We start from the raw sequence: 26247 nt of genomic DNA on the forward strand, positions 1-26247 counted from the left end.
CAAAACTCAAACTACATAAACGAGAATTCCAATAATTCTCGTAAAATTTCTAATAACTCTGGATAAAATGAAAAAATTTATTATTTCCTCTATATGAAGAAAATATAGAAAAATTGACCAATTTAATTTATCAAATTCTGTTATAATTTTGCTAAAAACAAAGGAAAATAATGATTTTTATCGATGCTTGCTTTAAAAAACCTACACCCTACACCCCTATTTGGATGATGCGTCAAGCAGGAAGGTATTTGCCAGAATATATGGAAGTAAGAAAACAAGCGGGTGATTTTCTCTCTTTATGCAAAGACTATAAAAAAGCTTCTGAAGTTTCTTTACAGCCTATTGATATTTTAGATGTAGATGCAGCAATCATTTTTTCAGATATCTTAGTTGTTCCTCTTGAAATGGGTATGAATTTACGTTTTGAAAAAGGAGAAGGGCCTGTTTTTGGTAATCCTATTTCAACCCTAGAAGATTTAGAAAAACTTGACGATCAAAATGCACATAAAAAATTAAATTATGTCTATGATGCCTTAAAGCTTACAAGAGAAAAATTATCTCAAAACAAGGCTTTAATAGGATTTTGCGGAAGCCCTTGGACTATAGCTACCTATATGATAGAAGGAAGTGGAAGTAAAAATTATGCAAAGTGTAAAAAAATGCTTTATCAAAACCCAGAACTTTTACATAAAATTCTAAACAAACTAACTCAAGTTTTAAAACTTTATTTAGAAGAGCAAATTAAAGCAGGTGCTAATGCTATACAAATTTTTGATAGCTGGGCAAGTGCTTTAGAATATGATAAGTTTTTTGAATTCTCTTTTAATTATATGCTTGAAATTTCAAATTTTATTAAAAGCAAATACCCAAATATACCTGTAATTTTATTCCCTAAAGGCATTAGCGGTTATTTGGATAGAATCGATGGTAATTTTGATGTTTTTGGAGTTGATTGGAGCACTCCGCTTGATTTAGCACGTGATAAACTATCGCACAAATACACTCTTCAAGGCAACATGGAACCTTGTAGACTTTATGATAAAAATGCCATCAAAGAAGGAGTCGGAAAAATACTAAAAACCATGCAAAATAAAGCTCATATTTTCAACTTAGGACATGGGATCTTGCCTGATATTCCTGTTGAAAATGCAAAATATTTTATCAAGCTTGTACAAGAAAGTTCAGCTAAATGAAAATACTCTTTGGTCCTGTTAGCTCAAGGCGTTTTGGAAGATCTTTGGGTATAGATTTAAGCCCTAGTAAAAAACAATGCAATTTTGATTGTGTTTATTGCGAGCTTGATCCAAAAAAAGCCCAAGAAAAACAGGATGAAATTATCAGCATAGATAAAATTATCTCCGAAGTTAAAGTTATGCTTGAAAAAAATGTTGAATTTGATTTTCTTACCCTTACTGCCAACGGAGAGCCTAGTCTTTATCCTTATTTAAATGAGCTTATTTTATCTTTACGCAGCATTGCTAAAGATAAAAAATTGCTTATTTTAAGCAATGGTACAGCTGTATTAGATGAAGACAAATTTAATGCTTTGCTAAAACTAGATGTGGTCAAATTTAGCCTAGATAGTGCAGTTGCTAAAACTTTTTATCGTATTGATAGAGCTTTAAAAAACATTGACTTAGAAAAAATGATAGAAAAAATGGCAGATTTTAGAGCTAGGTTTAATGGAGATTTGATTATGGAAATTCTAGTTGTTAAAGATCTTAATGACAACGAAGAAGAATTTAAAGCGCTCAATCAAGCTTTAAAAAAAATCATGCCTTTAAGAGTTGATCTAAGCACCATAGATAGACCTCCTGCTTATGCTGTTAAAAAAGTAAGCGAAGAAAAACTTTTAGAACTTTCTAAACTTATAGATTCTACTCCCGTACTCTTAGCCAAAAGACATTATGAAGGTGAAAAACTAAGCTTCAATGAAGAAGAATTATTAAAAATGCTTCATTTGCGCTCACAAAGCGAAATAGACATTGAAGTGAAATTTGATGAACAATCCAAAACTCTCTTAAATCAACTTATCAAAGAAAAAAAGGTAAAAATTCTCGATTTAGCTGGAGTTAAATTTTATAAAGTTTAGGCCTTTGGCAAATACTTTCTAAGTAAAGTTATAAGATCATTTCTACTTACATCACTTAAAACTTCGCTCACACAATCAAAATCCCTAACTTTTTCCTTTGAAAAAAAGATGATATGGCTTTGTGGATGCTGTTTTTTATAAGCACTTAGCAAATTTCTCATTTGCTCAAGATCAAATTTAATTAATTCATAATCAAGTAAAATCAAACGATAAGTCTCCTTGCTTAATTCTTGTTTTAATTGACTAAAAGAATTTATACATATATTTTTATCACATTGTTTTTCTATTATATTAAAAAACAAGGTTGCATCAAAATCATTTTGTTTAAAAAGCAATACATTATTTTGATAAGGGGTTTTAAATTTTAAAGTGCAAACCTTATCAAGCTTGTTTTGCAAAATATTTTCAAGATCTTTTTTTTCAAAAGGTAAAGTTAAAAAATACTCATAATGTGTATTTTTATGCCGACCCATCACTATAAAATCATAATTTTTCTTTACATTTTTATTGAAAATTTTATCCTTGATAAAAATCAAATGAAAGTCATTAACATCAAAACTTAAATTTTTAAAACAAGTGCTTTCTATGCCAAAATACGAAAGTAAATTTGCAAGTAAAAAATTCTCAAGCTCATCATTATTAACTATGGCCACACTTGCTTCAAATTGCAAAACCTTTCCATGAGATGTTCCTATAATGCTTTTATGATGCTCTAAAGCCTCATTTAATTCTAATCTAATTTGATCTTTTTGAGAATTTAAGGCATTTAAAATCAAAGAATTAATTTCTTCATTATACCCTTCATTTAAGCAACGCATTGCATTAGATATATTTACAAGCTGATATAAATTTTCCTCCAATAAATGCAAATATCTATCTTTTTCATGGGATATTTTAGTTAAATTTTGGCTCGTAGTTTCAAATTTTTCCTTTAACAAATCAAGCGCACTATCAACATCAATCTTTTTTTGAAAATTTAAAAAATCATTTTGCATGCAAAAAATTTTTTGATATATTTTGTTTATATTTCTATTTTGCCTAAAAGCAAAAATAAAAAGTGTTAAAGATAAAACAAAAATGCTAGAAAACATACCTATTTTCAGTTGTTCAGTAACACTATCAAGCTTTGAGATATCAATACTTAAATACGCTAAAATTAGATTAAAAATAAAAATTATCCCTGCTAATATCAAATCAATTTTCCTTTATCTTTTGCGCCGCTTTCCTGCCTACAAGCATTGTAAGATCTTTAAAATCAGCCTTATATATAGATTCAAAATTTCCATAATACGCTAAAAGTTTTTGTATAACCCCTGAACTAAGTCCTAAATTTGCAAGCTTAGAACTTTTCAAGTCCTGTTTTTTCTTAGTATTTTGATGAAAGCTGATAGCAAAACGGTGTGCTTCATCTCTTAATTTCTGTAAGAATTGTAGTTTTTTATCGTTAATGCTTAGACTAAATTCTCCTTTTAAGGAATGAATTTTATCCTTAGCACCCCCTTTAGCTCTATGTGCTTTTGCATCGATTTTTTCTTTTGAAATAGCTAAAATATCGACATTTGCCCCACTACTTACAATGATTTCTTTAGCCAAATCAAGCAAAGCCTTTCCCCCATCTATAAGCCATAAATCAGGAGGAGGTATTTTATCAAAGTCCAAAGCCCTACGCGTTAAAACTTCACGCATTTGATCATAGTCATTTTTATGTTTTAAATGAAATTTTCTATATTTTGACTTATCCCAAGAATTTATTCTATAAGTTACCATAGCTCCAACATTTGCCACGCCTTGCAAATGAGAATTGTCAAAAATTTCTATATCATTTGGTAAATTTTCAAGCTCAAAATAAAACTTTAATTCTTTTTGTATAGTAAAATCATGATTTTTTTGCTCTTTTTCTATATTTAAAAGGGCATTTTGAAAAGCCAAATCACAAATTCTTCTTTTTTCTCCTATTTTAGGGATTTTAATACTGATTTTTTTATCAAACCTTTGGTTTAAAATTTCTTCTAAAAGCACTCTATCTTCAAATTCTTCATAAACATAAATAACATTTGCAAGCAAAGGAATATCCATGCTAAAATTTTCTAAAATCAGTTGCTTATAAATTTCATTTTGATCCCATTGTATATCATTTTTTATAGGAGTAATCTTAGAATTTGCACTGATAATTTTTCCATTTTGCACCACAAAACGCAAGGTTGAAAGCATGGAATTTTCAAAAGCTAAAGCAAATACTTCAAAATCTTCTAATTTTGCAATATCTATTTCAACCTTAACTTCCAAATCTTTAATCATTGCAATCTGATCTCTTACTTTAGCTGCTTCTTCGTAATTTTCATTTTGTACTAAAACAAGCATTTGTTTTTCTAAGTTTTTAAGCAAAACACTAGGATTTAAAAGTGCATGCATAGCCTCATCTAAAATTTCAAGGTATTTTTCTTTGCTGATGAGTTTATCACAAGGCGCAAGACAACGAGAAATTTGATAAAAAATACAAGGGGATTTACAACTTGCTTTTTGCTTTAAAGGATAGTATAAATAAAGCGCATCTAAAAGCTCTCTAGCGCCTTTAAAAAAAGGGCCAAAATATTTAATTTTGCTTTTTTTTACTAATTTTCTAGTGATCTCAAAGCGTGGAAATTCTTCTTCAAAATCCACATAAATATAAGGATAAGTTTTATCATCTCTTAGCAAAATATTATATTTTGGATGCAGTTGTTTGATAAAAGAATTTTCTAAAATCAAAGCATCAGCCTCTGAATTAGTAGCAATAAATTCCAAATGCACTGTTTCTTCAATCATTTTTTGAATTCTTAAAGAATTTCTTGGATTTGCATGTAAATTTGGAGTAAAAGCAAAATAAGATCTAACACGATTTTTAAGATTTTTAGCCTTGCCTACATATAAAAGCTTTCCTTCTTGATTGAAGTATTGATAAACGCCAGTACTATTAGGAAGAGTTTTTAACTCATTTTCTAAATTCTCTTTAATCAAGATTAGAACCTTTTTTTATAAGCTCTCTTAAATCTTCAAATTTCTTAAATAATTTTTCATCTTCAAAGCAATTTTTAAATTCACCCTTAGAAAGTTCCAAATAAGAATTTTTAGAGAGTTTTTCATCATTTTTGTTTTTATTTGCCGCATAAGTGTATTTTTGAGAAAAGATTTTTATATCTTTTATATCAACAAATCCACTTAAAGGATATTTCTGTCCATATGCTTTTATGAGAAATTTAATATAAATTTTGCTATCATCATGATTTAATTCTTGATAAGCTGCTGGATGTAAGGTTATTATATTTAAAATATGATTTTTTACATAAATTTTAGCAATCAAACGTTGCTTAGCAAGCGGAAAAGAACTTAAAAAATCTTTGCAAAAAAATAAGGTTTTTAAAGGCTTATAATGAGGTTTATCCATCAATTCATTAATAACAGCACTAGCATTTTTAGTCATCTTAATATTATTTCTTTTTCCCATAAGATGATTTTAGCATTTCTTTTCTTAATTTTCTTCTGTGCTTGCGGATATAAAGGCAACCCTCAATACACAAGCTATGAACAAAATAGTTCAGTAAAAACCATTAAAAAATACGAACAATTACATAGGTGGTAAATAATGAAAAAAGCAGATATTTTAGTTTTAGACTTTGGCTCTCAATACACTCAGCTTATAGCAAGACGCTTAAGGGAACAAGGAGTTTATGCAGAAATTTTACCTTTTAATGTAAGCTTAGCTGATATTAAGGCGAAAGAACCAAAAGGTATTATTTTAAGCGGAGGTCCAGCAAGTGTATATGCAACTGATGCGTATTTTTGCGATAAAGGTATATTTGACTTAAATCTACCTGTTCTTGGAATTTGTTATGGTATGCAGCTTATGGCACATCATTACAAAGCTACAGTAGCACCTGCAGGACATAAAGAATACGGCAAAGCAAACATAGAAATTAAAAAAGATAACGCTTTGTTTAAAAATCTTCCAAAAAAACAAACCGTTTGGATGAGTCATTCTGATAAAGTAGAAAATTTACCTCAAGGTTTTGAAGTTTTAGCCACAAGTGAAAATAGCCCTTTTTGTGTTTTTGGAAACGAAGATAAGAAATTCTTTGCTCTACAATTTCACCCAGAAGTACAACACAGCGAATTTGGCAAAAATATCTTAAAAAATTTTGCTAAATATGCTTGCAATTGTGAAAGTATTTGGAATATGGGTTCTTTTGCAAAAACTCAAGCAGAAAAAATCCGTGAAGAAGTAGGCAATGATAAAGTGCTTTGTGCTGTAAGTGGCGGAGTAGATAGTAGCGTAGTTGCTGCACTTTTAGCTAGTGCTATAAAAGAGCAAGTTATAGTAGTTTTTGTAGATAATGGACTTTTAAGAAGTGGAGAAAAAGAACAAGTTGAATTTATGTTTAAAAACACTTTAGGCATCGATCTCATCAGCATTGATGCAAGTGAAATTTTCTTAAGTCGCTTAGCTAATGTCACAGATCCTGAACAAAAAAGAAAAATCATAGGAAATACCTTTATAGAAGTTTTTGAAGAAGAAGCAAAAAAACATAAAGATGTAAAATATCTTGCTCAAGGCACACTTTATACTGATATCATAGAAAGTTCTGTTGTAGGTTCAAGCAAAACCATTAAAAGCCATCATAATGTAGGGGGCTTACCTGAAAAAATGAATCTTAAACTCATAGAGCCTTTAAAAGAAATTTTTAAAGATGAAGTGCGTGCCTTAGGACTTGAGCTTGGACTTAGCAAAGAAGTAGTTTATCGTCATCCTTTCCCTGGGCCAGGTCTTGCTATACGCATTATGGGAGAAGTAAATCGCGCTAGCTTAGAACTATTACGCAAGGCTGATGTAATTTTACTTGAGGAACTTAAAAGTACAGGTTGGTATGATAAAACTTGGCAAGCATTTTGCGTACTTTTAAATGTTAAAAGCGTTGGAGTTATGGGGGATAACCGCACTTATAATAATGCAGTTTGTATACGCGTTGTAGATGCAAGTGATGGTATGACAGCTACCTTCTCGCATTTACCTTACGAAATTTTAGAAAACATAAGTCGCCGTATCATCAATGAAGTAGAAGGTATAAATCGCGTTGTTTATGATATCTCAAGCAAACCACCTGCAACTATAGAATGGGAATAATCCATTTTTTCTAGCTCTTATTTTTAATATAAAATTTTTATAAAAATAAGGCTAGAATTTATTTAAGAAATTTCAAGGAAGAAATATGCATGGAAAAATAGCTATTTATATGGATTCTACAGGACGTGGAACTGTTACAAACTCAGCAAATACCTTTTTTGACTTTAATCGCCAAATTTGGAATGATAAAAAAAGTATGCCAAGTGTTGGTATGCTTGTGGAATTTAGAACTCTTTCTAGCGAAAAAAAAGCAGAAGACGGCAAACTCGTTCAAACAAGCAAAACCATAACAGGTATAAAACCTTCAAAATTTCAAGAATTCAAAGAAGGGGATTTTATCACTGAGCATGATTTTTGGAAAACTGATAATGATGATGAATTAGAAGACTTGCAAAACTCAAGAAGAAGTGCTTATATAACAGAACTCTATAGAACAACAGACTTTGACACTATAGAAAAAATTCCTCTTTCTTTTACTATACCTCAAGCTATACAAAAATATTTTGCCCATGAAATTTTATCCGTAGAAACACTTCAAGCCAATCTACAAGATGAAAAGGAAATTCCTTGTATACTTGATTATCTTATACTTAAAAGATTTTTATTTAAAGCTTATGATACTTTAATTTTTATGGATAATAGCATAGACCAAACCCAATTTAGCGCATTAAAAAGCATCATGATGCATTTAGAGAATTCGTATAAGCAAATGATGGCTGATCAAAAACCAAATATCACTAAAATTTTTAACGAAACTTTTTTATCTTTGCAGTGTCATTACCAAGCTTTAGTAGCCACCATAGATACAAGAAAAAATCGTCTAGCCTCACTTGAAGCACAAATGAAAACTTTACAATCTGAAATAAATCTTAAAAGCAATGCGACCGATGCAGACCCTGAAAAACTTAAAGCACGACAAGAAAGATTGGCTAAACTACAAAAAGAAGCAGAATACTACAGAACAACACTAAAAAGACTTGATGCTATAAGGGAAGATTTTTATAAGAAAAATTACAATATTTTCGAAAATGCTTTTAAACTTTCACGAGAAAAACTCTTTAAAAAAATTGTCACAGGTTTAAATCTATGTGCAACCATAATGGATGTCAAAATTTGGCACTTATCTTTAAAATCATCAGGGGTTAAAAATTCTTATTTTACTATGAGTAATATAGAAAATTCTTTCTGTTCTCTTTCTTTTGCAGAACATTACTTAAGTCGCTTAAATAAATCCGCTCTAAATCCTTTTGATCAAAAACTTTTAGTGTATATTCAAAAAATCACAAAAGAACAAAGAAAAAAATTTTTAGTTGTCACATCGGATTTAGATTTATTATGCAAATTAAAAATTGAAAACTTTTCACAAAATCCGTATTATTTAGTAAAATACGCACCTAAAAAAGTAAATTATCAATCTTTAATGCGTGATAACACCTTTGATATAGTCTATATTGATGAAAAACATGTTTGGGAAAATGTTGCCGATATTATTTTACAAGGAAAGCATTTTGACAAATCAGGAAAAACCAAATTTAAACTGATTTAAGACATAGAAATTTAAGCTAAATTAAGTTATAATTTCCTTGCCTAAACAGTTTGTAGTATTTAAAGTGATCCAACACATTTTTATTAACTGCGATTGTGTGATTTACCGTGTTCTGTGGCATCGTTTGAGCTTTGAAAAAAGTGAGAAGTTGCAGCCTTTAAAAATTACCTAGCGGTTTTCTTTGACTTTTTGGGGTCAATCTTTGTTAAACGGCTGTTTGGGTTTAAAAGGAGATATAAATGAAAATAATGATTTTGGGTAGTGGTGCAAGAGAATATTCTATTGCTTTAGCCTTAAGAAGAGTAGACAAAAATTTAGAGTTTTATTTTGCTCCTGGAAATGGCGCTACCGAAAGTCTTGGAACAAATTTAAACCTAAAAGATCCAGTAGTTTTAGCAACCTATGCAAAAGAAAAAGGTTTTGATCTTTGTATAGTAGGAAGTGAAAGTTTTTTAGCTGAAGGGGTTGTAGATATTTTTAAACAACAAGGACTTGCTATTTTTGGGCCAAGTAAAGCTGCTGCAATGCTTGAAACCTCAAAATCTTTTATGAAAAGCTTTCTTAAAAAATACCGTATCAAAACAGCCAAATTTTTAAACACAAATGACATTGAAAAAGCAAAAAATTTTATATATAGTTTAACCCCTCCTATAGTAGTAAAAGCCGATGGACTTTGCGCAGGAAAAGGTGTTATCATAGCTAAAACTCATGAAGAAGCCATAGAAGAAACAGCTAAAATGCTGAGCGGAGAAAGCTTTGGAGATGCTGGAAAACTCGTTGTAATTGAAGAATTTTTAGATGGTTATGAATTAAGCATTTTTGCAGTATGTGATGGCAATGATTTTGTTTTACTTCCTGCAGCACAAGATCACAAAAAATTACTCGATAATGATCAAGGGCCAAATACTGGTGGAATGGGTGCTTACGCTCCTAGCTCTTTGGCGAATGAAAGCTTGCTTAGAAAAGTTCAAAAAGATATTATTTTACCAACTTTAGCAGGTATGAAAAAAGAAGGAGCGGAATTTTGTGGTGTTTTATTTATAGGTGCTATGATCGTTGGAAATAAACCTTACGTATTAGAATTTAACGTTCGCTTTGGCGATCCTGAATGTGAAGTTTTAATGCCTTTAATCGAAGATCCTTTAGAGCTTATTTTAGCTGCTACTCAAAGACGCTTAAGACACTCAAAAATCAAAATCAAAAAAGAATTTGCAGTAGGGGTTGTATGCGCAAGTGAAAATTATCCTTACAAAAGTTCACCAAAAAGTGAAATTACCGTAAATAACATTCCTGAAAACTCTCATATTTCTTATGCTGGAGTAAGCCTAGAAGATGGCAAATTAATGGCTGATGGTGGAAGAGTTTTAGTTTGCGTTGGCACAGGAAAAAGTATAGAAGAAGCGCAAAAAAATGCTTATAAACTTTGTGATAATGTAAATTTCAAAGGAAAACAATACAGAAAAGACATCGCTCATCAGGTTCTGAAATGAAAGAAAATTTACAAGACCGCTTAGAGCGTGAAAATCTAAAAATAGCAAGTTTTGGAAAAAGAGTTCTAGCTTTTTTAATCGATGATATGGTTATTTCTTTGATTGTGTTTATCATTTTTTATGATCGTCTAATCCAAGCAAAAGATTTATTTGAAACAACTCAAATTGTAGGAAATTTTTACCTTGGCTTCATCTTGCTTCATTTTAGTTATCAAGCAATTTTTACTTATCTTTATGGGGCAAGTTTGGGAAAAATATTATGCAAAATTATCATCTTGGATGAAAATCTTCTTGATAAACCCAATCTCATTCAAAGTTGCATCAGGTCTGCCGTAAGACAAGTTAGTGCTATGGCGTTTATGCTTGGATTTGCTTGGGCTTTAAGCAATGATTTACGCAAAGCTTGGGAGGATTATCTAGCAAGGACAATAGTAGTCGATGTGGCGTAAATTTTCCCTATTGCTAGGAACTAGCATAGCTTTAAATGCAGCACAAGTTGATATTTACGCTCTTGATGCAAAAAAAGAAGGTGATATTCTTACTGCGAACAATGATGTTATTATTTTTTCTGATTTTTATTTCATCACTGCCAATAAAGCAATTTACAATGAAAAAACCGGAGATGTTGAGCTTTTTGGCGATGTTAACATCCTAAGGGGACAAAACGAAAGATCACATTCTGATTATGCTAAAATCAACCTAAATTCCAATCAAGCCGATTTTAGTAATTTTTTCTTTTCCAATAACAATCTTGAAGTATGGTTTCAAAGCAAAACAAGCCATCTAAATGATAAAGTCTTTGAAAGCAAAGTTTCAGCAGTTTCAAGCTGCAATGTTGAAGATCCTGATTGGGAAATTCGTTTTTCAAAAGGCTGGCTTAACCGGGAAACCAATTTTGTTCATCTTTACAATGCAAGATTATATGTTAAAAATACCCCAGTTTTTTATCTACCTTATTTTGGATTTAGCGCTGATACTCATAGACAAAGCGGGCTTTTAATCCCAAAAATCGTTTTAAAAAGTAGCGAAGGCTTATACTATGAACAACCTATTTATATAGCCACTCAAGAAAATTGGGATTTAGAACTTGATCCACAAATTCGAACAAACCGTGGTTTTGGACTTTATTCTACTTTAAGATTTCTTGATTCTCCATATTCAACAGGAGAATTAAATTTTGGTGCTTTTAGGGAAAATAGCTCCTATTTTCACGATGAAAATTTGAAAAATCAAACCCACTATGGAATAGAACTAAAATACTCAAGAGATGATTTAATCAAATCTTTACTCAGTGATAATTTTCAAGAAGGTCTATGGATAGATGCAACCTATCTCAACGATGTGGATTATTTAAATTTAGGAAGTAGGGATTATCGAGATCTTAACTCGCTTGTAACCTCCAAAATCAATTATTTTTTAGCTGATGAAAACAATTTTTACGGAGCTTATGCAAGATATTATATCAACACATCTAAACTTAGCAACAATACAACCTTACAAGAATATCCAAGCTTTCAATATCATAGATTTTTAAATAACCTTTTTGATGAACGCTTGCGTTATTCATTTGATGCTTCATTTCATAATTTTTACCGACCTGCTGGTTCTTATGCAAATGAGCTAAATTTAGACTTGCCTATCTCGTATCACAACGCTTTTTTTGGAGACTTTTTACACTTTACTTTTACAGAAAGATTTTATGCTTCTTTTGTAAATTATAGCAACAATCCCGAAAGAAACCATGAGCATTATTTCAGAAACACTCATGATTTTAATCTCTACACCAATCTTTCAAAAGCTTATGAAAATTTCTTTCATACTTTAAATTTAGGGGTGAATTACGTTTTGCCAGGAGCAAAATCAGGTAAAATCACGCAAGATTATCTTGAAGAATACGACAAAGAAAACGAGCATACAAGTCTTTATGCTGTGCAATATTTCTATAACAACGAAGGACAAAAAAAACTCAAACACAGAATTTCGCTTGACTATCTCAATAAACAAAATGAATTCTATGAACTTGAAAATCTTTTAACTTATTATTTTAATGAAAACATCAATCTCAACAGCGAAGTGCTTTACTCTTATGAACAAAGTCGCTTTACCAATGTCATCAGCCAAATAGAAGTCAATACAAATTCAAAATTTAATTGGATGTTTTCTCATGCTTATCAAAACGATGAGTATGGAAAATATAGCTTTATTGGTACAAGAGCAAATTATATTGCCACGCCTAATTACAATTTATTTGGTGGAATTTGGTTTGATACTCAAAGAGCTCATGCAAACATGTGGGAACTTGGCTATACCTACCAAAGAAAATGTTGGAACTATTCTTTAATGTATAGAGAAAGAATCGATCCACAACTCACAAGTGGTGGTATCACAGCTAAAAATCAAAGCGGAGTTTATTTTATTTTCAACTTCTATCCTTTAGGAGGAGTAAAATACGATTTCTCTTTAGCAGAAAGTGAAAACAAAATTTAAAAAGGATGAAATTTGCTAAATATTTTAAAAAATTTTACGAATTTATTATCTGGTAAAAAAGGAAAAATAATGCAATACAGCATAGAAATTAACAAAAATACAGAAATATTTAATATAAACAAAGTCGCCAAACAAGCTGCCGGTGCTGTTTTAATGAGACAAGGCAAAAGCGTTGTTCTAGCTACAGTTGCAAGAGAAGAAAAACAAGTTGAAGAAGATTTTTTACCTCTAACCGTCCAATACATCGAAAAAGCTTATGCCGCAGGAAAAATCCCTGGTGGTTATGTCAAAAGAGAAACCAAGCCAAGCGATGCAGAAACCTTAACAGCACGCATTATTGATAGAAGCTTACGCCCTCTTTTTCCAAAAGGCTATGCTTATCCGACTCAAATCGTTGTGATGGTTCTCTCAGCTGATCCTAAAGTAGATTTACAAGTAATGAGCTTAAATGCCGCAAGCGTGGCACTTTATCTTAGTGATATACCTATGAAAGCTCCAGTATGTGGTGTGCGTATAGGAAAGATAGATGGAAATTTCATACTCAATCCAAACAATGAAGAGCTTCAAAATAGCACCCTAGATCTCTATGTAGCAGGTGTAAAAGATGAGCTTTTGATGATAGAAATGAGAGCCTTACCTGATCAAAAAGAAAATGAAATCTTTATCGAAGCTCCTTATGCTGATGTTTTAACTCAAACCACTTCACAAAATATGAATGAACTTAGCGAAGATGAAATTTTAGAAGCTCTAAATTTAGCTCAAAAAGCTATATTAAATGGTTCAAATGCTTATGAAGAAGCCTTTAGCAAACACAAAAAAAATTCTCAAATCGAACTAAAAAATGAGATTGAATATCCTGAAATTTTAGCTTTTATAGAAAATAATTTCCAAAAACAAATCAAAGAAGCCATCAACCAAATGGCAAAAAGCGAAAGAGCAAGCGAACTAAATAAAATCGCTAAAGAAATTTCAAATCTTGAAATCGCTAAAGAGTGGAGCGAAGAAAGTGTCTTAAATACCTTAGCTAAAGTCAAACGCAAACTTATTCGTGAGCAAATTTTAAATGAAGGCAAAAGAGCTGATGGTAGAAGTTTAAACGAAGTGCGTCCTATTAGTATAGAAACCAACATCTTACCAAACGCTCATGGTTCTTGTCTTTTCACTCGTGGACAAACTCAAGCCCTAGTGGTTGCAACCTTAGGCGGAGAAAACGATGCTCAAATGATAGACTTGCTTACAGAAAAAAATCCTATAAGCGAACGCTTTATGGTAAATTATAATTTTCCAGGTTTTTCAGTAGGCGAAGCAAGTCCTATCAAAGCTCCAGGAAGAAGAGAACTAGGACATGGAAATTTAGCCAAAAGAGCACTTTATCCAAGTGTGGATGAAAACTATCCTTATGTAATCCGCTTAGTCAGTGAAATTTTAGAAAGCAATGGCTCAAGTTCTATGGCAACGGTTTGTGGCGGATCTTTAGCCTTAAAAGCAGCAGGAGTGCCAAGCTTAAAACTTGTTGCAGGAGTAGCCATGGGGCTTATCTTTGAAGATAACAAGTATGCTGTTTTAACAGATATCATGGGACTTGAAGATCATGATGGGGATATGGACTTTAAAGTAGCAGGAAGCAAAGACGGCGTTACTGCTCTTCAAATGGATATAAAACTAGGTGGAATCGATCAAGAAATACTAAAACAAGCTTTATACCAAGCCAAAGAAGGAAGAATTCACATTCTAAATATCATGGAAGAAGCCGCCAAAGAAATCATAGTCAATGAAGAAGTTTTACCTAAACTTGAGCTTTTTAGCGTTGATCCTTCAAAAATCGTTGATATTATAGGACAAGCCGGAAAAACCATCAAAGAAATCGTAGAAAAATTTGGCGTTTCTATAGACTTAGATCGCGAAAAAGGTGAAGTAAAAATAGCAGGTAGTCAAAACGAACAAATCAAAGCCGCAAAAGACTACATCATAAACATCACAAGCTCTCAAAAAGGAACTAAAAAAGGCTCTAAAGACAAAGATATATCAGGCTTTGAACTTGGGCAAGAATTTCAAGGTATTGTTAAAAAAATCGCTCCTTTTGGAGCCTTTGTGGAACTTAAAAATGGTGTTGATGGTTTATTGCATAGTTCAAAAAGCAAGCATCTTAATTTAAGCGAAAACCAAAGCTTAAAAGTTAAAATCAGCGAAATTAAAAACGGAAAAATTTCTGTGGATTTGTGTGAGTGAGTGAATTTCTAACTCATCCTTTTGAGCCTTTTTTTGACAAAGATTCTAAAATCTTAATTTTAGGATCTTTTCCTTCGGTAAAATCAAGACAAGATGGCTTTTATTATCAACACCCAAGAAATCGTTTTTGGCCTATACTAGAAACACTTTTTGATGTAAGATTAGAAAATATCACAGAACAACAAGCCTTTTTAAGAAAAAAACATATCGCTCTTTGGGATGTACTTCAAAGTTGCAAGATAAAAAATTCAGATGATAAAACTATAAGTTATGCAAAAGCCAATGATTTAAGCCCGATCCTTTCTCAAACCAAAATCCAAGCCATTTTTACTACTGGACAAAGTGCTTATAAATTTTTTATTAAATTCCACCCTCGCTTAAAAGCCATAGCCCTACCCTCAACTTCTCCTGCAAATTTAAATTTTTCTTTTGAACAGCTTTTACAAAACTATGAAATAATCAAAAAATTTACAAAATAACAAACTAAGCATTACCCCCCCCCCAAGTAAAACAAGAAAAAAGCTAGTTAATATCTAGCTTTTGCGTGTTATCCTTGAATTCAAATTCCACTCTCTTAGCTCCAAAACCTTTAGCAATAGCTTCTAAAGTATCCTTAGCACTTTTATGAATTTTGCTTTCTAAATTTTGGATAAGATTTAAAGACAAGTCTTTAACCTCATCTTTGGCTTCTTTTATGAGTTTGTTTTTATCACTTTCGCTAAAACTAATCCCCGTACTATTGATAGAATCAGGCAGCAAAAAAGGTAAAAATTTAGCATTTTTTTCATCATAAAATTTCATATCTATGATGCTGTGTTTGTATCTACACTCTGGCATGATGATCTTATAAGCATCGTCCCCTAAAGGCAAAATATCAAAGTTTTTATCCCTTAAATCATACAAGAAAGTGATCTCAAATTCAAAAATCAAAGCAATCTGTCTTTCACTCAAAGACCATCCTAAAAGATTTTTCCAAATTCCATTAAAAGCGCTATCTTTTTTAGTGACAATCTCTTTACTAAAAACTTGAAAAACACTTAATTCTCCTATGGATTTAAGCTGCATGATATCGCTAAAACTTTGCGTGCTTTTTTCTTCTATTTTAGGGCTTTTATACTGCCTAAAAAGCACTACAAACAAAATCACAAGCAAAATCATCACTAAAACAAATAAAATCATTTCCATATTTAAACCTTTCTAAATTTATAAACCTTGATTTGAAAAGATATATTTTTTCTCAAACGCCAAGAAAATAAAAGCATTAATGATAAAAATCAAACACACAAAAGTAAAAACAAATTCCACGCTAAAATGAGAAGCCATAAGCCCTCCACCAAAAGCACCGCAAAAATTTCCCAAAAATTGACAAGTTTGATTAAAACCAAAAATCACACTTAAATTTTTAGCACTCACACTTTTTTTAAGCAAGGCATTCACACAAGGCAAAAGCCCTCCAAGTCCTACACCTATAAGTAAACGCACGAAAATAAGCGTATAAACATTACTTGCTACAGCCTGCAAGTAAAAGCAAATTCCACAAAATATCAAAGCTCCAAAAATAATCTTACTAGGCCCTATCTTATCGGCGATTTTTCCAAGTTTTGGTGCGAAAAAAAGATTGCTAATCCCATTTGCAGCCACCACTATACCCGCCCAAAGAGCCAAATTTCCACCTTGATGAATTTGCTCAACATAGATACTTAAAATCGGCATCACTCCAAAAGTACCAAATTGTATCACAAAAGTAGTGATAAAAAGAACGATGATAAGGGTTTTGTTTTCTTTCACTTTTTGAGTATTTTTCTTCGCCTCTTTTTGAATTTTTCTCCCATGGATGAAAAAATAAATCGTCACAAAAGAACAAGCAATCAAAAAAGCCACCACATCAAAAACCGCACTAATGCTAAAAAATTCAGCCACAAAGCCACCAAACAAAGGCCCAAGTAAACTTCCACTTATAGAAGCCGTAGAAAGAGTTCCTAAAGCATAAGCCACTTTTTCTTTAGGCGCTATCACGGCGATAAACACAACAGCAGCAGAAGTAAAACCTGAAATTATCCCTGTTAAACCCCGTACAAAAACCACTTCTAAAGCACTATGAGCAAAGCTAAGCCATAAGGTTAAAACGGACATTCCAAAACTTGCACGAAGAAGCATATTTTTATAACCATACTTTGCACCCAAAAAAGCCCACAAAGGTGAAAAAACAGCCATAAAAAGCGGAGTGATCCCAAAAGCAAGTCCTGAATAAAACGCTATCTCGCTCGTATCAACATGTCCTAGTTCTTTGATATAAAAAGGCAAAATCGGAGCGATTTGACTAAGCCCCATACTTGTGGTAAAAACACCAAACCAACACACAAGTAAAGTTCTATTGAAATTTTCCATGGATTTATTGTATGATATTTTTTATAATTTTTAATTAAAACTCAAGGATAAAAATGAAAAAAATACTCTTTATATGCTTAGGCAATATATGCGTTCACCTATGGCAGAATTTATCATGAAAGATCTTGTCAAAAAAGCAAATTTAGAAAAAGAATTTTTTATAAGCAGTGCTGGAACTTCAGGAGAACACGATGGAGAAGGTATGCACTATGGCACCAAAAACAAACTTGCCCAACTTAACATAGAACACAAAAACTTCACAAGCAAAAAACTCACTCAAAAGCTTTGCGATGAAAGCGATTTTTTAATCACCATGGACAATTCTAACTTCAAAAATGTTTTAAAAAACTTCACCAACACCCAAAACAAAGTTTTAAAAATCACTGATTTTAGTCCTAGTCTAAACTACGATGAAGTCCCTGATCCTTGGTATAGTGGGAATTTTGATGAAACTTATAAAATTTTATCCCTAGCTTGTAAAAATTTACTTGTTTTTTTATCAAAATAATTTAAAACAACTATAATATTACTTCTCGTTTACTTTTTAGGCTTATACTTCTAAACGAACCGAAAAACATTCATAAGAAAAACTCCTTAAAATTACACGCCTAGCTTAAATCCCTTTAGCTAGGCTTTTCTTTAAGATGTTTTTATCCTTCGGATTTAAAATTTTTACTATTTTAAGTGCTTCTTAAGAAAAAACTCCAAATTTATGTGCTACAATTACGATGTTTTATTAATTTTTGACAAGGAGAATTCTCATGAAACTAGTTAAACTTAGTTTAGTTGCAGCTCTTGCTGCAGGTGCTTTTTCAGCAGCTAACGCTACTCCACTTGAAGAAGCGATCAAAGATGTTGATGTATCAGGTGTATTAAGATACAGATACGATACAGGTAATTTTGATAAAAATTTCGTTGACAACTCAAATTTAAACAACAGCAAACAAGATCACAAATATAGAGCACAAGTTAACTTCAGTGCTGCTATAGCTGATAACTTCAAAGCTTTTGTTCAATTTGACTATAATGCTGCTGATGGTGGTTATGGTGCTAATGGAATAAAAAATGATCAAAAAGGACTTTTTGTTCGTCAATTATACCTAACTTATACAAATGAAGATGTTGCTACAAGCGTAATCGCTGGTAAACAACAACTAAACACTATCTGGACTGACAATGGAGTTGATGGTTTAGTAGGAACAGGTATCAAAGTAGTAAACAACAGCATCGATGGTTTAACTCTAGCTGCTTTTGCTGTAGATAGCTTTATGGCGGAAGAGCAAGGTGCAGATTTATTAGGACATAGTAATATTTCAACAACATCAAATCAAGCTCCTTTTAAAGTAGATTCAGTAGGAAATCTTTACGGTGCTGCTGCTGTAGGTTCTTATGATCTTGCTGGTGGACAATTCAACCCACAATTATGGTTAGCTTATTGGGATCAAGTAGCATTCTTCTATGCTGTAGATGCAGCTTATAGTACAACTATCTTTGATGGAATCAACTGGACACTTGAAGGTGCTTACTTAGGAAATAGCCTTGATAGCGAACTTGATGATAAAACACACGCTAATGGCAATTTATTTGCTTTAAAAGGTAGCATTGAAGTAAATGGTTGGGATGCTAGCCTTGGTGGTTTATACTACGGTGATAAAGAAAAAGCTTCTACAGTTGTAATCGAAGATCAAGGTAATCTTGGTTCTTTACTTGCAGGTGAGGAAATTTTCTATACTACTGGTTCAAGACTAAATGGTGATACTGGTAGAAATATCTTCGGTTATGTAACTGGTGGATATACTTTCAACGAAACAGTTCGCGTTGGTGCTGACTTCGTATATGGTGGAACAAAAACAGAAGCTGCTGCTAATCATTTAGGTGGTGGTAAAAAACTTGAAGCTGTTGCAAGAGTAGATTACAAATACTCTCCAAAACTTAACTTCTCAGCATTCTATTCTTATGTGAACCTAGATCAAGGTGTAAACACTAATGAAAGTGCTGATCATAGCACTGTAAGACTTCAAGCTCTTTACAAATTCTAAGAAGCTTTCAAGTCTAACTTCAAGGCGGAGTTTTGCTCCGCCTTTTTTTATGCCTGATTTTTAAAACTTAAATTTATATAAAAAATTTTCCCAAGCTAAAACGCTTTAGGAAAATTAAGACTTAAACCAATTAGTGATTTTTTCAAAAAGCCCTTTTTGCTCTTGATGCATACCATCTTTGATGCCAAAACTTTCACTTAGTTTTTCTAAAAGTTCTTTTTGTTCATCGTTTAAAGAAGTTGGGAATTTGATAGAAATTTGAACGATTTGATTTCCCATGCGAGAACTATGAACATCTTTTACCCCTTCTTTTTCAAGAACAAATCTTTGTCCATCTTTAGCACCCTTTGGTAAATTTAAGGTCGCTTCACCGCGTATGGTGGGTACTTTTATACTCTCTCCTAAGATAGCCTGGGTAAAAAACACTGGAAATTCTATATATATATCATCATCATCTCTTATAAAAGTATCATCTTCAGCGGCGATGATCTTAACATACATATCCCCTCTAGTACCATTTTTTAAGATATTACCTTTAGCATTGACACGAAGCTTCATACCTGTATCTACACCTTCTGGGATATTAAGCTCGACACTATCTTTGCTTTCATTATAACCCAAACCTTTACAATCACTACATTTTTCACTAGCTTTTTCTCCAATTCCTTGACAATCAGGGCAAGTTTGTGCAAAAGTGATAAAACCTTGAGAAACCCCAACCTGTCCTCTACCTTGACACTTTGGACAAGTTTGAAGCTTTCCATCTTTAGCCCCTGTTCCATTACAAGTTTTACAAGAGCATTTATAAGTAAAGTCTATATTTTTCTTACAACCAAAAACCGCTTCTTTAAAACTTAATTTTAAATTAACGATAAAATCTGAAGGGATTTTCTCATCATTTGAACTTTTTCTACGACGCGATGAGCCAAAGCCTTCTCCAAAAAAACTAGAAAATATATCTCCTAAATCCTCAAAACCACCAAAACCTGAGCTACTAGAACCAAATCCACCGCCTTTTAAAGCATCTTTTCCGTATCTATCATAAATAGCTCGCTTTTCATCATTGCTTAAAACCTCATAGGCTTCATTAACAAGCTTGAATTTATCTTCTGCTTCTTTATCACCTTGATTTCTATCAGGATGATATTTTAAAGCCATTTTTCTATAGGCTTTTTTTATGGTTTCTTTATCAGCATTTTGCGTGATTTCAAGAATTTCATAATAACTTATTTCCACATTATTCCTTTAAAAAATTTAAAATTTTACTAGAATTTTAATTTTAAAAATTCAAAAATATAATTTTAGCAAAAATAAAATCAATAATTTATCAAATTTTAAATAAAATTATGTAAAGATTTTAAAGACTACATAAAAATTTACAAGGACACTAGAATGATTAATGTGTTGATGATAGAAGATGATCCTGACTTTGCACAATTATTATCTGAATATTTAGCGCAATTTAATATTAAAATCACAAATTTTGAAAATCCTAAAAGTGCTTTAAATGTGGGTATTCAAGGCTATGATTGTCTGATTTTAGATTTAACTTTACCTGGAATTGATGGTCTTGAAGTTTGTAGAGAAATCCGACAAAAAAGCAATATTCCTATTATCATCTCATCGGCTAGAGGTGACTTAAGCGATAAAGTTGTGGGGCTTCAAATCGGTGCTGATGATTATCTACCAAAGCCTTACGATCCAAAAGAAATGTATGCAAGGATTATGAGTCTTATTCGTCGCACAAAAAGAGTTGAACACACTAATAATGAAAATATTAACTCTGCTTTCAAAATTGATGAAAGAAGACATGAGATCACCTATGAAGATAAGGTTTTAACACTTACTCCTGCTGAATTTGAAATTTTAGAATACCTTATCCAACAACACGGATATAGTGTTTCAAGAGAACAGCTTGTAAGTCGCTGTAAAAATCTAAAAGATAAAGATTCTAAAAGCCTTGATGTTATCATCGGTCGCTTAAGGGTAAAAATAGGAGATAGTTCAAAATCTCCAAAACATATTTTTTCTGTTAGAGGTATAGGATATAAACTGATAGGATGACAAAAAATTATTCTATTCATACCAAACTGATTATTTTATTTGTTGTTACTTTTTTCTTGGTTTGTGTGCTTTTTATCGTTCTTTTAAAAATAGAAGGGAATGCCTATAATGAAGAAGAAAGTTTAAAACAAGAAAATCTTATAAAAAATTTACTCATCTCCTATGAAAACACTTCAGGTGTTGAAATAGGAGCTTATCTTGGAAACAGCGGTTTTAACGCTATACAAAATCCCAATCTTGTAAAAGCTATAAGAAATAATGGACAATCACTTTTTAAAGCAGGCGGAGAGCTTTGTACTCTTTCTTCTTTAAAATATCATAGCAATCTTTATTTTGATGTTCAATGTAAAGATTTTGATGGCTTGTATGAAGAAAATACTAGTGATAGGGTTTATAATCTTTTATTGATAGGATTTTTCTCTTTTTCTTTGTTGGTTGTTTTTATGTATTTTTCTGTATTAAAATCCTTAGAACCTTTAAAAAAATTAAGAAGACAAGTTGCCGAAGTTGCAAATGGGGAACAACCTGATTTTCTAGACTATCAAGAAGATGAAGTAGGCAAGATCGCCTTTGAATTTCAAAAAGCTTTCAAGAAAAACCAAGAATTAATCCAATCAAGACAACTTTTCCTAAGAACAATCATGCATGAGTTAAAAACCCCTATAGGAAAAGGGAGAATCATTTCTGAAATGATCAAAGAAGACAGACAAAAAGAAAGACTTATCGCTATATTTTTACGCATGGATTCTTTGATCAATGAATTTGCCAAAATCGAAAATTTATTTTCAAAAAACTACAACTTACACTTTAAACCTAATCGTTTTAGCGCTATACTTGAAGAAGCTAAAGAACACCTTATGATAGATGATTTTAATAAAGTTGTAAAAGTCGATATAAGATATGACGCTTTAATCAATGTTGATATGGAAATTTTCTCTGTAATTTTAAAAAATCTTATCGATAATGCCTTAAAATACTCAAACAATGGCACTTGTGAGCTTTTTTGTTGTAAAGAATGTTTTACCATTAAAAATCCAGGCAAACCTTTAGCAGAGCCTATAGAGCATTATCTTGAAGCTTTTACAAGAGAAAAACACAATCAGGTCAAAGGTATGGGACTAGGACTTTATATAGTTTCAGAGGTATGTAAACTGCATAATTTTGATTTGATTTATTTTTACGATGATGGAAAGCATTGCTTTAAAATTTTCTTTGGAGATAAAGAAAAATAATGGTAAAAGGCCTGGAAAAATTCAATGAACTTGTTGAAAGTTTTGCAAATTTACCTACCATAGGAAAAAAAACCGCCATAAGGCTTGCTTATCACCTTTGCATAAATAATCAAATCGATGGTATGAAACTCGCACACAATATAGAAAATGCTATCCGCTTTATAAAACCTTGTGAGCAATGCGGTGCTTTAAGCGAAAATGAGCTTTGCGAAATTTGTAGCGATGAAGAAAGAAATAAAAACATTTTATGTATAGTTGAAAGCCCAAAAGATATACTAACACTCGAAGAGAGTCAAAGTTACAATGGGCTATATTTTGTTTTAGATGAGTTAAATGAAGAAAAACTTGAAAAACTAAAGCAAATTATACTTAAGCTAAATATCTCTGAGCTCATTTTTGCATTGACACATAGCATTAATTCTGATGCAACTATCTTTTTTATAGAGGATAAATTTAAAGGTTTAAACCTAACTTTTAGTAAAATCGCTCAAGGAATTCCAAGTGGTGTAAATTTAGAAAATGTGGATTTAATCTCTTTAAATAAAGCTATGAATTTTAGAACAAAAATTTAGTAATTTTTATAAGAAATATCGGCTAATTCTTGCAAAGAAAAATCCGCAATCTTTTCATAAGTAAAACCTTCCTTGCTTAAAAAGTCAAGTAAAGTTTTTTCCATGATTTTAGCTCCTTGTATAAGCTCATCTGAGAGCTTAAAACTCATCGCTTCAATACGCTTTGGCACACAAGCTAAGATATGTGTTTTAGGCAAATCTCCTGCAAGTTCCATGTATTGTAAGGTTTGAAGCATTTCTATTTCATGGGCACTTCCACTCCAGCTAATTTTATTAGGCATAGCATCATAAGGAAAGAAAAATACATCTCCTATACTCGCACCTTGCGCTTCTATACAGTCTAAAACGATAAGTCTATCGTACCTAGCAATGATATAGCTAAGCTGCAAAGCCAAAGTTCCACCATCAACAAAATCTAAAGTAAATTCAGAATGAGTGAATTTGTAGTTTTTTTCAAATTGTTTGCAAAGATGAACACCTAAGCCTTCATCCGCAAACATGATATTACCTATTCCAAGGACTAAGAATTTCAATGCTTTTCTTCTTTTACAAATTTATATCCGCTAATAATAGCATCCATAGCACCATCTTTACCTTTTACTGCGTTAAAAATCGCCATGTAAATATGTACTGGCACAAAAATCATAATTACCCACATCAAAATTCTATGATAAGTTCTTACATCGGCCAAACCGCCCATTGCAGCTTCAAGCGGTCTTAAAATATGATATAAAAGCCCACCTAAGCCCTCATGGTAAGTATGAGTATAAAGAATAAGCCCTGTAAGAATGATACCTAATATCACAAGATAAAAGAAAAAATAAGTTACAAATTGCAAAGGATTATAAACCCCTTTTAAATGCGGATGTTTTCCTAAGAAAATGTAAAATTTTACTTGTTCTATCCATAATTTGATATTAAAAATATCCCATACACTTCTGCGTTCTTTTGCGCTTACCTTATCACAGAAAAACAAATATACTTTAAAAATAATACAAGCGATTAAAACAAAACCCACCGCTTGATGTACTAAGCGGTATTTTGCTTGCATAAAATTTACGGGTTCACTGTTACTAATAGGGCTTTGGAACACATAGGAAAGATAATACCCTGTGCCAATAAGAATCACTATAGCAATAGCTCTTACCCAGTGCGTTAAACGCAAACCTATGCTAAATTCATATTCAGCTTTTCTTTGCAATTTTTCTTCTTTGTTTTGCATGAAAGCCTCCTTATAAATTGACATTCACTTTATATTCACTTAGATTATTGCCCTTAGTATCCATTACATGCACCGCACAAGCAATACAAGGATCATAAGAGTGAATTTTTCTAATGATTTCAAGTGGTTGTTTTACATCAGCGATTTTAAGTCCTATCAAACATTGCTCATAACTTCCACCTACGCCATTTGCGTCTTTTGGACTTGCATTCCAAGTAGAAGGCACCACAGCTTGCCAATTTTCAATAACACCATTTTTAATTCTACACCAATGGCTTAATGTTCCGCGTGGCACATGCCCCATATAGCGTCCTTTGTATTCTTTAAAATTATCGATCACATAAGGAGCACAAGTACTCTGGTCTACTTTTAAATTTTCAACTAAATTATTAAACGCTTTTAAAGCATTATTTGCAACGATTTTTGCTTCAATACAACGAGCAGCTGTTCTTCCAAGTGTACTAAATACAGCATTTAAAGGAAGTCCTGTTTCTTTTAAGAACTCATCTACCACAGGAACAACATTTTGATTACCTTTAGCATAATTTACAACGATATTTGCTAAAGGTCCTACTTGCATAGGATTTCCTTCATAGCGTGGAGCTTTAATCCAGCTATATTTACCCTTAGTATCAAACACTTTAGAATGGACATTATTTCCATGATGATCTACGCTTTCTCCATCTACAAGTCCTGTATAATTTGGATTTGTTTTGCCATCATAAGGATGTAAAGGTTCATTGTCTGCATACCAAGAATGAGTTGCCTCTTCAGTAATCTTATCTTCTTCTACTTCATAAACCTTGCTTAAATCTCCATTTTTGATAATACCACTTTCAAAAAGCCATTCATCTCTTCCGATTTGGAATTCTTTAAAGGTATAAAGATTATTTACCCCTATATCATTTAAAACACTTGCTTCATGTGCATAAGCTTTTCCTGCCATCACAAGATCAGGATAATACGCACGATTAACAAAGTCTTGCACTTCTTGGAATTTAACCATATATTCACCCATTCTTGCAGGATCGAGTAAATCCATAACGCAAGTTACACCACCAACGGTTAAGCTTTGTGGATGTGGATTTTTAGCTCCAAAAATCGCCATACATTGAGCAATGATTCTTTGAATTCTTAAACATTCTAGATAGTGAGAAAGAACGATTAAATTTTGCTCAGGACTTAAACGATAAGTTGGATGACCATAGTACGCATTAGCAAAAGGTCCTAAATTTCCTTTATCTACAAAAGTTTTAAGTCTTTGTTGCACTTCAAGAAGTTTATCCGCACCTGTTGCATAAGGATTTGAAGTGTATTTAAAAGCTTCATCGCTTGCTTTTTTAACATCAGCACTTAAAGCACTTACCACATCAGCCCAATCAAGCCCATGAAGTTGATAAAAATGCACAATATGATCGTGTAAAAATAAAGCCGCATTCATTAAAGTTCTTGTTAAAAGCGCATTTAAAGGCGGAGTAATACCTAAAGCATTTTCAACAGCAACTATACCTGCTTTATAATGTGAAAAAGTACAAACTCCGCAAATTCTTTGCGTCATAAAACCCGCATCTCTTGGATCACGCCCTTTTACTATGGTTTCAATACCACGCCACAAAGTAGAGCCCGCATAAGCTTCTTTTACCACATTGTTATCATCAACAACAACTTCAACTCTTAAATGCCCTTCAATTCTTGTAATAGGATCTACGATTATTTTTTGACTCATTT

General features: G+C 32.0%; 22 protein-coding genes and 1 pseudogene. 14 read left to right on the top strand and 9 right to left on the bottom strand.

The window, feature by feature from the left end; genetic code table 11:
* Positions 1-170: 170 nt before the first annotated feature.
* Positions 171-1193 (top strand): uroporphyrinogen decarboxylase, encoded by a 1023-nt coding sequence (gene hemE / locus FBE96_RS06090; RefSeq protein WP_002868554.1) that lies wholly within the window; start codon positions 171-173, stop codon positions 1191-1193.
* A complete protein-coding gene (locus FBE96_RS06095; protein ID WP_002868553.1) occupies positions 1190-2092 on the top strand; it encodes a radical SAM protein in 903 nt (300 codons plus the stop codon). The genes hemE and FBE96_RS06095 overlap by 4 nt, the downstream gene beginning before the upstream one ends.
* Here FBE96_RS06095 and FBE96_RS06100 read toward each other — a convergent pair.
* Genes FBE96_RS06100 through FBE96_RS06110 form a run of 3 tightly spaced genes read right to left on the bottom strand, consistent with a single transcriptional unit; the run spans position 2089 to position 5576 of the window.
* Positions 2089-3285: a hypothetical protein gene (locus FBE96_RS06100; RefSeq protein ID WP_002906890.1), complete on the bottom strand. Its 1197-nt coding sequence runs from the start codon at positions 3283-3285 to the stop codon at positions 2089-2091. The genes FBE96_RS06095 and FBE96_RS06100 overlap by 4 nt on opposite strands.
* A gap of 1 nt (position 3286) precedes the next feature.
* On the bottom strand, positions 3287-5089 hold the full coding sequence (gene uvrC, locus FBE96_RS06105) for an excinuclease ABC subunit UvrC (RefSeq protein ID WP_052836640.1): 1803 nt from the start codon (positions 5087-5089) through the stop codon (positions 3287-3289).
* Positions 5082-5576 (bottom strand): hypothetical protein, encoded by a 495-nt coding sequence (locus FBE96_RS06110; RefSeq protein ID WP_002868551.1) that lies wholly within the window; start codon positions 5574-5576, stop codon positions 5082-5084. Before FBE96_RS06110 ends, uvrC begins: the two co-directional genes overlap by 8 nt.
* Positions 5577-5714: 138 nt before the next feature.
* Between FBE96_RS06110 and guaA the strand changes: the two genes are divergently transcribed.
* The 7 genes from guaA (at position 5715) to FBE96_RS06145 (ending at position 15481) form a co-directional block, all read left to right on the top strand.
* Entirely contained in the window at positions 5715-7250 is a 1536-nt protein-coding gene (guaA, locus tag FBE96_RS06115; protein ID WP_002896252.1) for a glutamine-hydrolyzing GMP synthase, read from the top strand.
* Between the two features lie 85 nt (positions 7251-7335).
* On the top strand, positions 7336-8796 hold the full coding sequence (locus FBE96_RS06120) for a hypothetical protein (protein ID WP_002853236.1): 1461 nt from the start codon (positions 7336-7338) through the stop codon (positions 8794-8796).
* A gap of 239 nt (positions 8797-9035) precedes the next feature.
* On the top strand, positions 9036-10286 hold the full coding sequence (purD, locus tag FBE96_RS06125) for a phosphoribosylamine--glycine ligase (RefSeq protein WP_002853212.1): 1251 nt from the start codon (positions 9036-9038) through the stop codon (positions 10284-10286).
* Positions 10283-10735 carry an RDD family protein gene (locus FBE96_RS06130; protein WP_002853161.1) on the top strand — a complete coding sequence of 151 codons (453 nt, stop codon included), beginning with the start codon at positions 10283-10285 and terminating at the stop codon, positions 10733-10735. Before purD ends, FBE96_RS06130 begins: the two co-directional genes overlap by 4 nt.
* The gene (locus FBE96_RS06135) at positions 10725-12773 is read left to right on the top strand and encodes an LPS-assembly protein LptD (RefSeq protein ID WP_002906882.1); all 2049 of its coding nucleotides are present in this window, start codon (positions 10725-10727) and stop codon (positions 12771-12773) included. Before FBE96_RS06130 ends, FBE96_RS06135 begins: the two co-directional genes overlap by 11 nt.
* Before the next feature lie 69 nt (positions 12774-12842).
* Positions 12843-15002 carry a polyribonucleotide nucleotidyltransferase gene (locus FBE96_RS06140; protein WP_002906880.1) on the top strand — a complete coding sequence of 720 codons (2160 nt, stop codon included), beginning with the start codon at positions 12843-12845 and terminating at the stop codon, positions 15000-15002.
* Entirely contained in the window at positions 14999-15481 is a 483-nt protein-coding gene (locus tag FBE96_RS06145; RefSeq protein WP_002859314.1) for a DNA-deoxyinosine glycosylase, read from the top strand. The genes FBE96_RS06140 and FBE96_RS06145 overlap by 4 nt, the downstream gene beginning before the upstream one ends.
* Positions 15482-15524: 43 nt before the next feature.
* Here the strand turns inward: FBE96_RS06145 and FBE96_RS06150 are convergent, their stop codons facing one another.
* Entirely contained in the window at positions 15525-16187 is a 663-nt protein-coding gene (locus tag FBE96_RS06150) for a DUF4230 domain-containing protein (protein ID WP_002905828.1), read from the bottom strand.
* Between the two features lie 18 nt (positions 16188-16205).
* A complete protein-coding gene (locus tag FBE96_RS06155) occupies positions 16206-17390 on the bottom strand; it encodes an MFS transporter (protein ID WP_002864610.1) in 1185 nt (394 codons plus the stop codon).
* Between the two features lie 53 nt (positions 17391-17443).
* Here FBE96_RS06155 and FBE96_RS06160 point away from each other — a divergent pair.
* Together FBE96_RS06160 and porA are read left to right on the top strand one after the other, a co-directional pair.
* Positions 17444-17898 (top strand): annotated as a pseudogene (locus FBE96_RS06160) (low molecular weight protein-tyrosine-phosphatase).
* Between the two features lie 253 nt (positions 17899-18151).
* Complete coding sequence (porA, locus tag FBE96_RS06165) at positions 18152-19429, top strand: group 1 major outer membrane porin protein PorA (protein ID WP_032586066.1); 1278 nt, start codon at positions 18152-18154, stop codon at positions 19427-19429.
* Between the two features lie 114 nt (positions 19430-19543).
* Here the strand turns inward: porA and dnaJ are convergent, their stop codons facing one another.
* Positions 19544-20665, bottom strand: coding sequence for a molecular chaperone DnaJ (gene dnaJ / locus FBE96_RS06170; protein ID WP_002853203.1), 1122 nt, complete (start codon positions 20663-20665; stop codon positions 19544-19546).
* A 156-nt stretch (positions 20666-20821) separates the two neighbouring features.
* Here dnaJ and FBE96_RS06175 point away from each other — a divergent pair, with 156 nt between their 5' ends.
* The 3 genes from FBE96_RS06175 to recR are packed head-to-tail and all read left to right on the top strand — an operon-like array spanning position 20822 to position 23297.
* Positions 20822-21493 carry a response regulator transcription factor gene (locus FBE96_RS06175; RefSeq protein WP_002853168.1) on the top strand — a complete coding sequence of 224 codons (672 nt, stop codon included), beginning with the start codon at positions 20822-20824 and terminating at the stop codon, positions 21491-21493.
* The gene (locus tag FBE96_RS06180; RefSeq protein ID WP_002872465.1) at positions 21490-22725 is read left to right on the top strand and encodes an ArsS family sensor histidine kinase; all 1236 of its coding nucleotides are present in this window, start codon (positions 21490-21492) and stop codon (positions 22723-22725) included. The genes FBE96_RS06175 and FBE96_RS06180 overlap by 4 nt, the downstream gene beginning before the upstream one ends.
* On the top strand, positions 22725-23297 hold the full coding sequence (gene recR / locus FBE96_RS06185; RefSeq protein WP_002853446.1) for a recombination mediator RecR: 573 nt from the start codon (positions 22725-22727) through the stop codon (positions 23295-23297). Before FBE96_RS06180 ends, recR begins: the two co-directional genes overlap by 1 nt.
* Here the strand turns inward: recR and FBE96_RS06190 are convergent.
* From FBE96_RS06190 to FBE96_RS06200, 3 genes are read right to left on the bottom strand one after another with little or no spacing between them, the layout of a single operon-like run.
* A complete protein-coding gene (locus FBE96_RS06190) occupies positions 23294-23830 on the bottom strand; it encodes a HyaD/HybD family hydrogenase maturation endopeptidase (RefSeq protein ID WP_002905824.1) in 537 nt (178 codons plus the stop codon). The genes recR and FBE96_RS06190 overlap by 4 nt on opposite strands.
* A complete protein-coding gene (gene cybH, locus FBE96_RS06195) occupies positions 23827-24519 on the bottom strand; it encodes a Ni/Fe-hydrogenase, b-type cytochrome subunit (RefSeq protein ID WP_002905823.1) in 693 nt (230 codons plus the stop codon). Before cybH ends, FBE96_RS06190 begins: the two co-directional genes overlap by 4 nt.
* Positions 24520-24529: 10 nt before the next feature.
* Entirely contained in the window at positions 24530-26245 is a 1716-nt protein-coding gene (locus FBE96_RS06200; RefSeq protein WP_002873144.1) for a nickel-dependent hydrogenase large subunit, read from the bottom strand.
* Between the last annotated feature and the right edge of the window lie 2 nt (positions 26246-26247).

This window comes from Campylobacter sp. CFSAN093241, from assembly GCF_012889595.1.
In the GTDB taxonomy this organism is placed as follows: Bacteria; Campylobacterota; Campylobacteria; order Campylobacterales; family Campylobacteraceae; genus Campylobacter_D; species Campylobacter_D jejuni.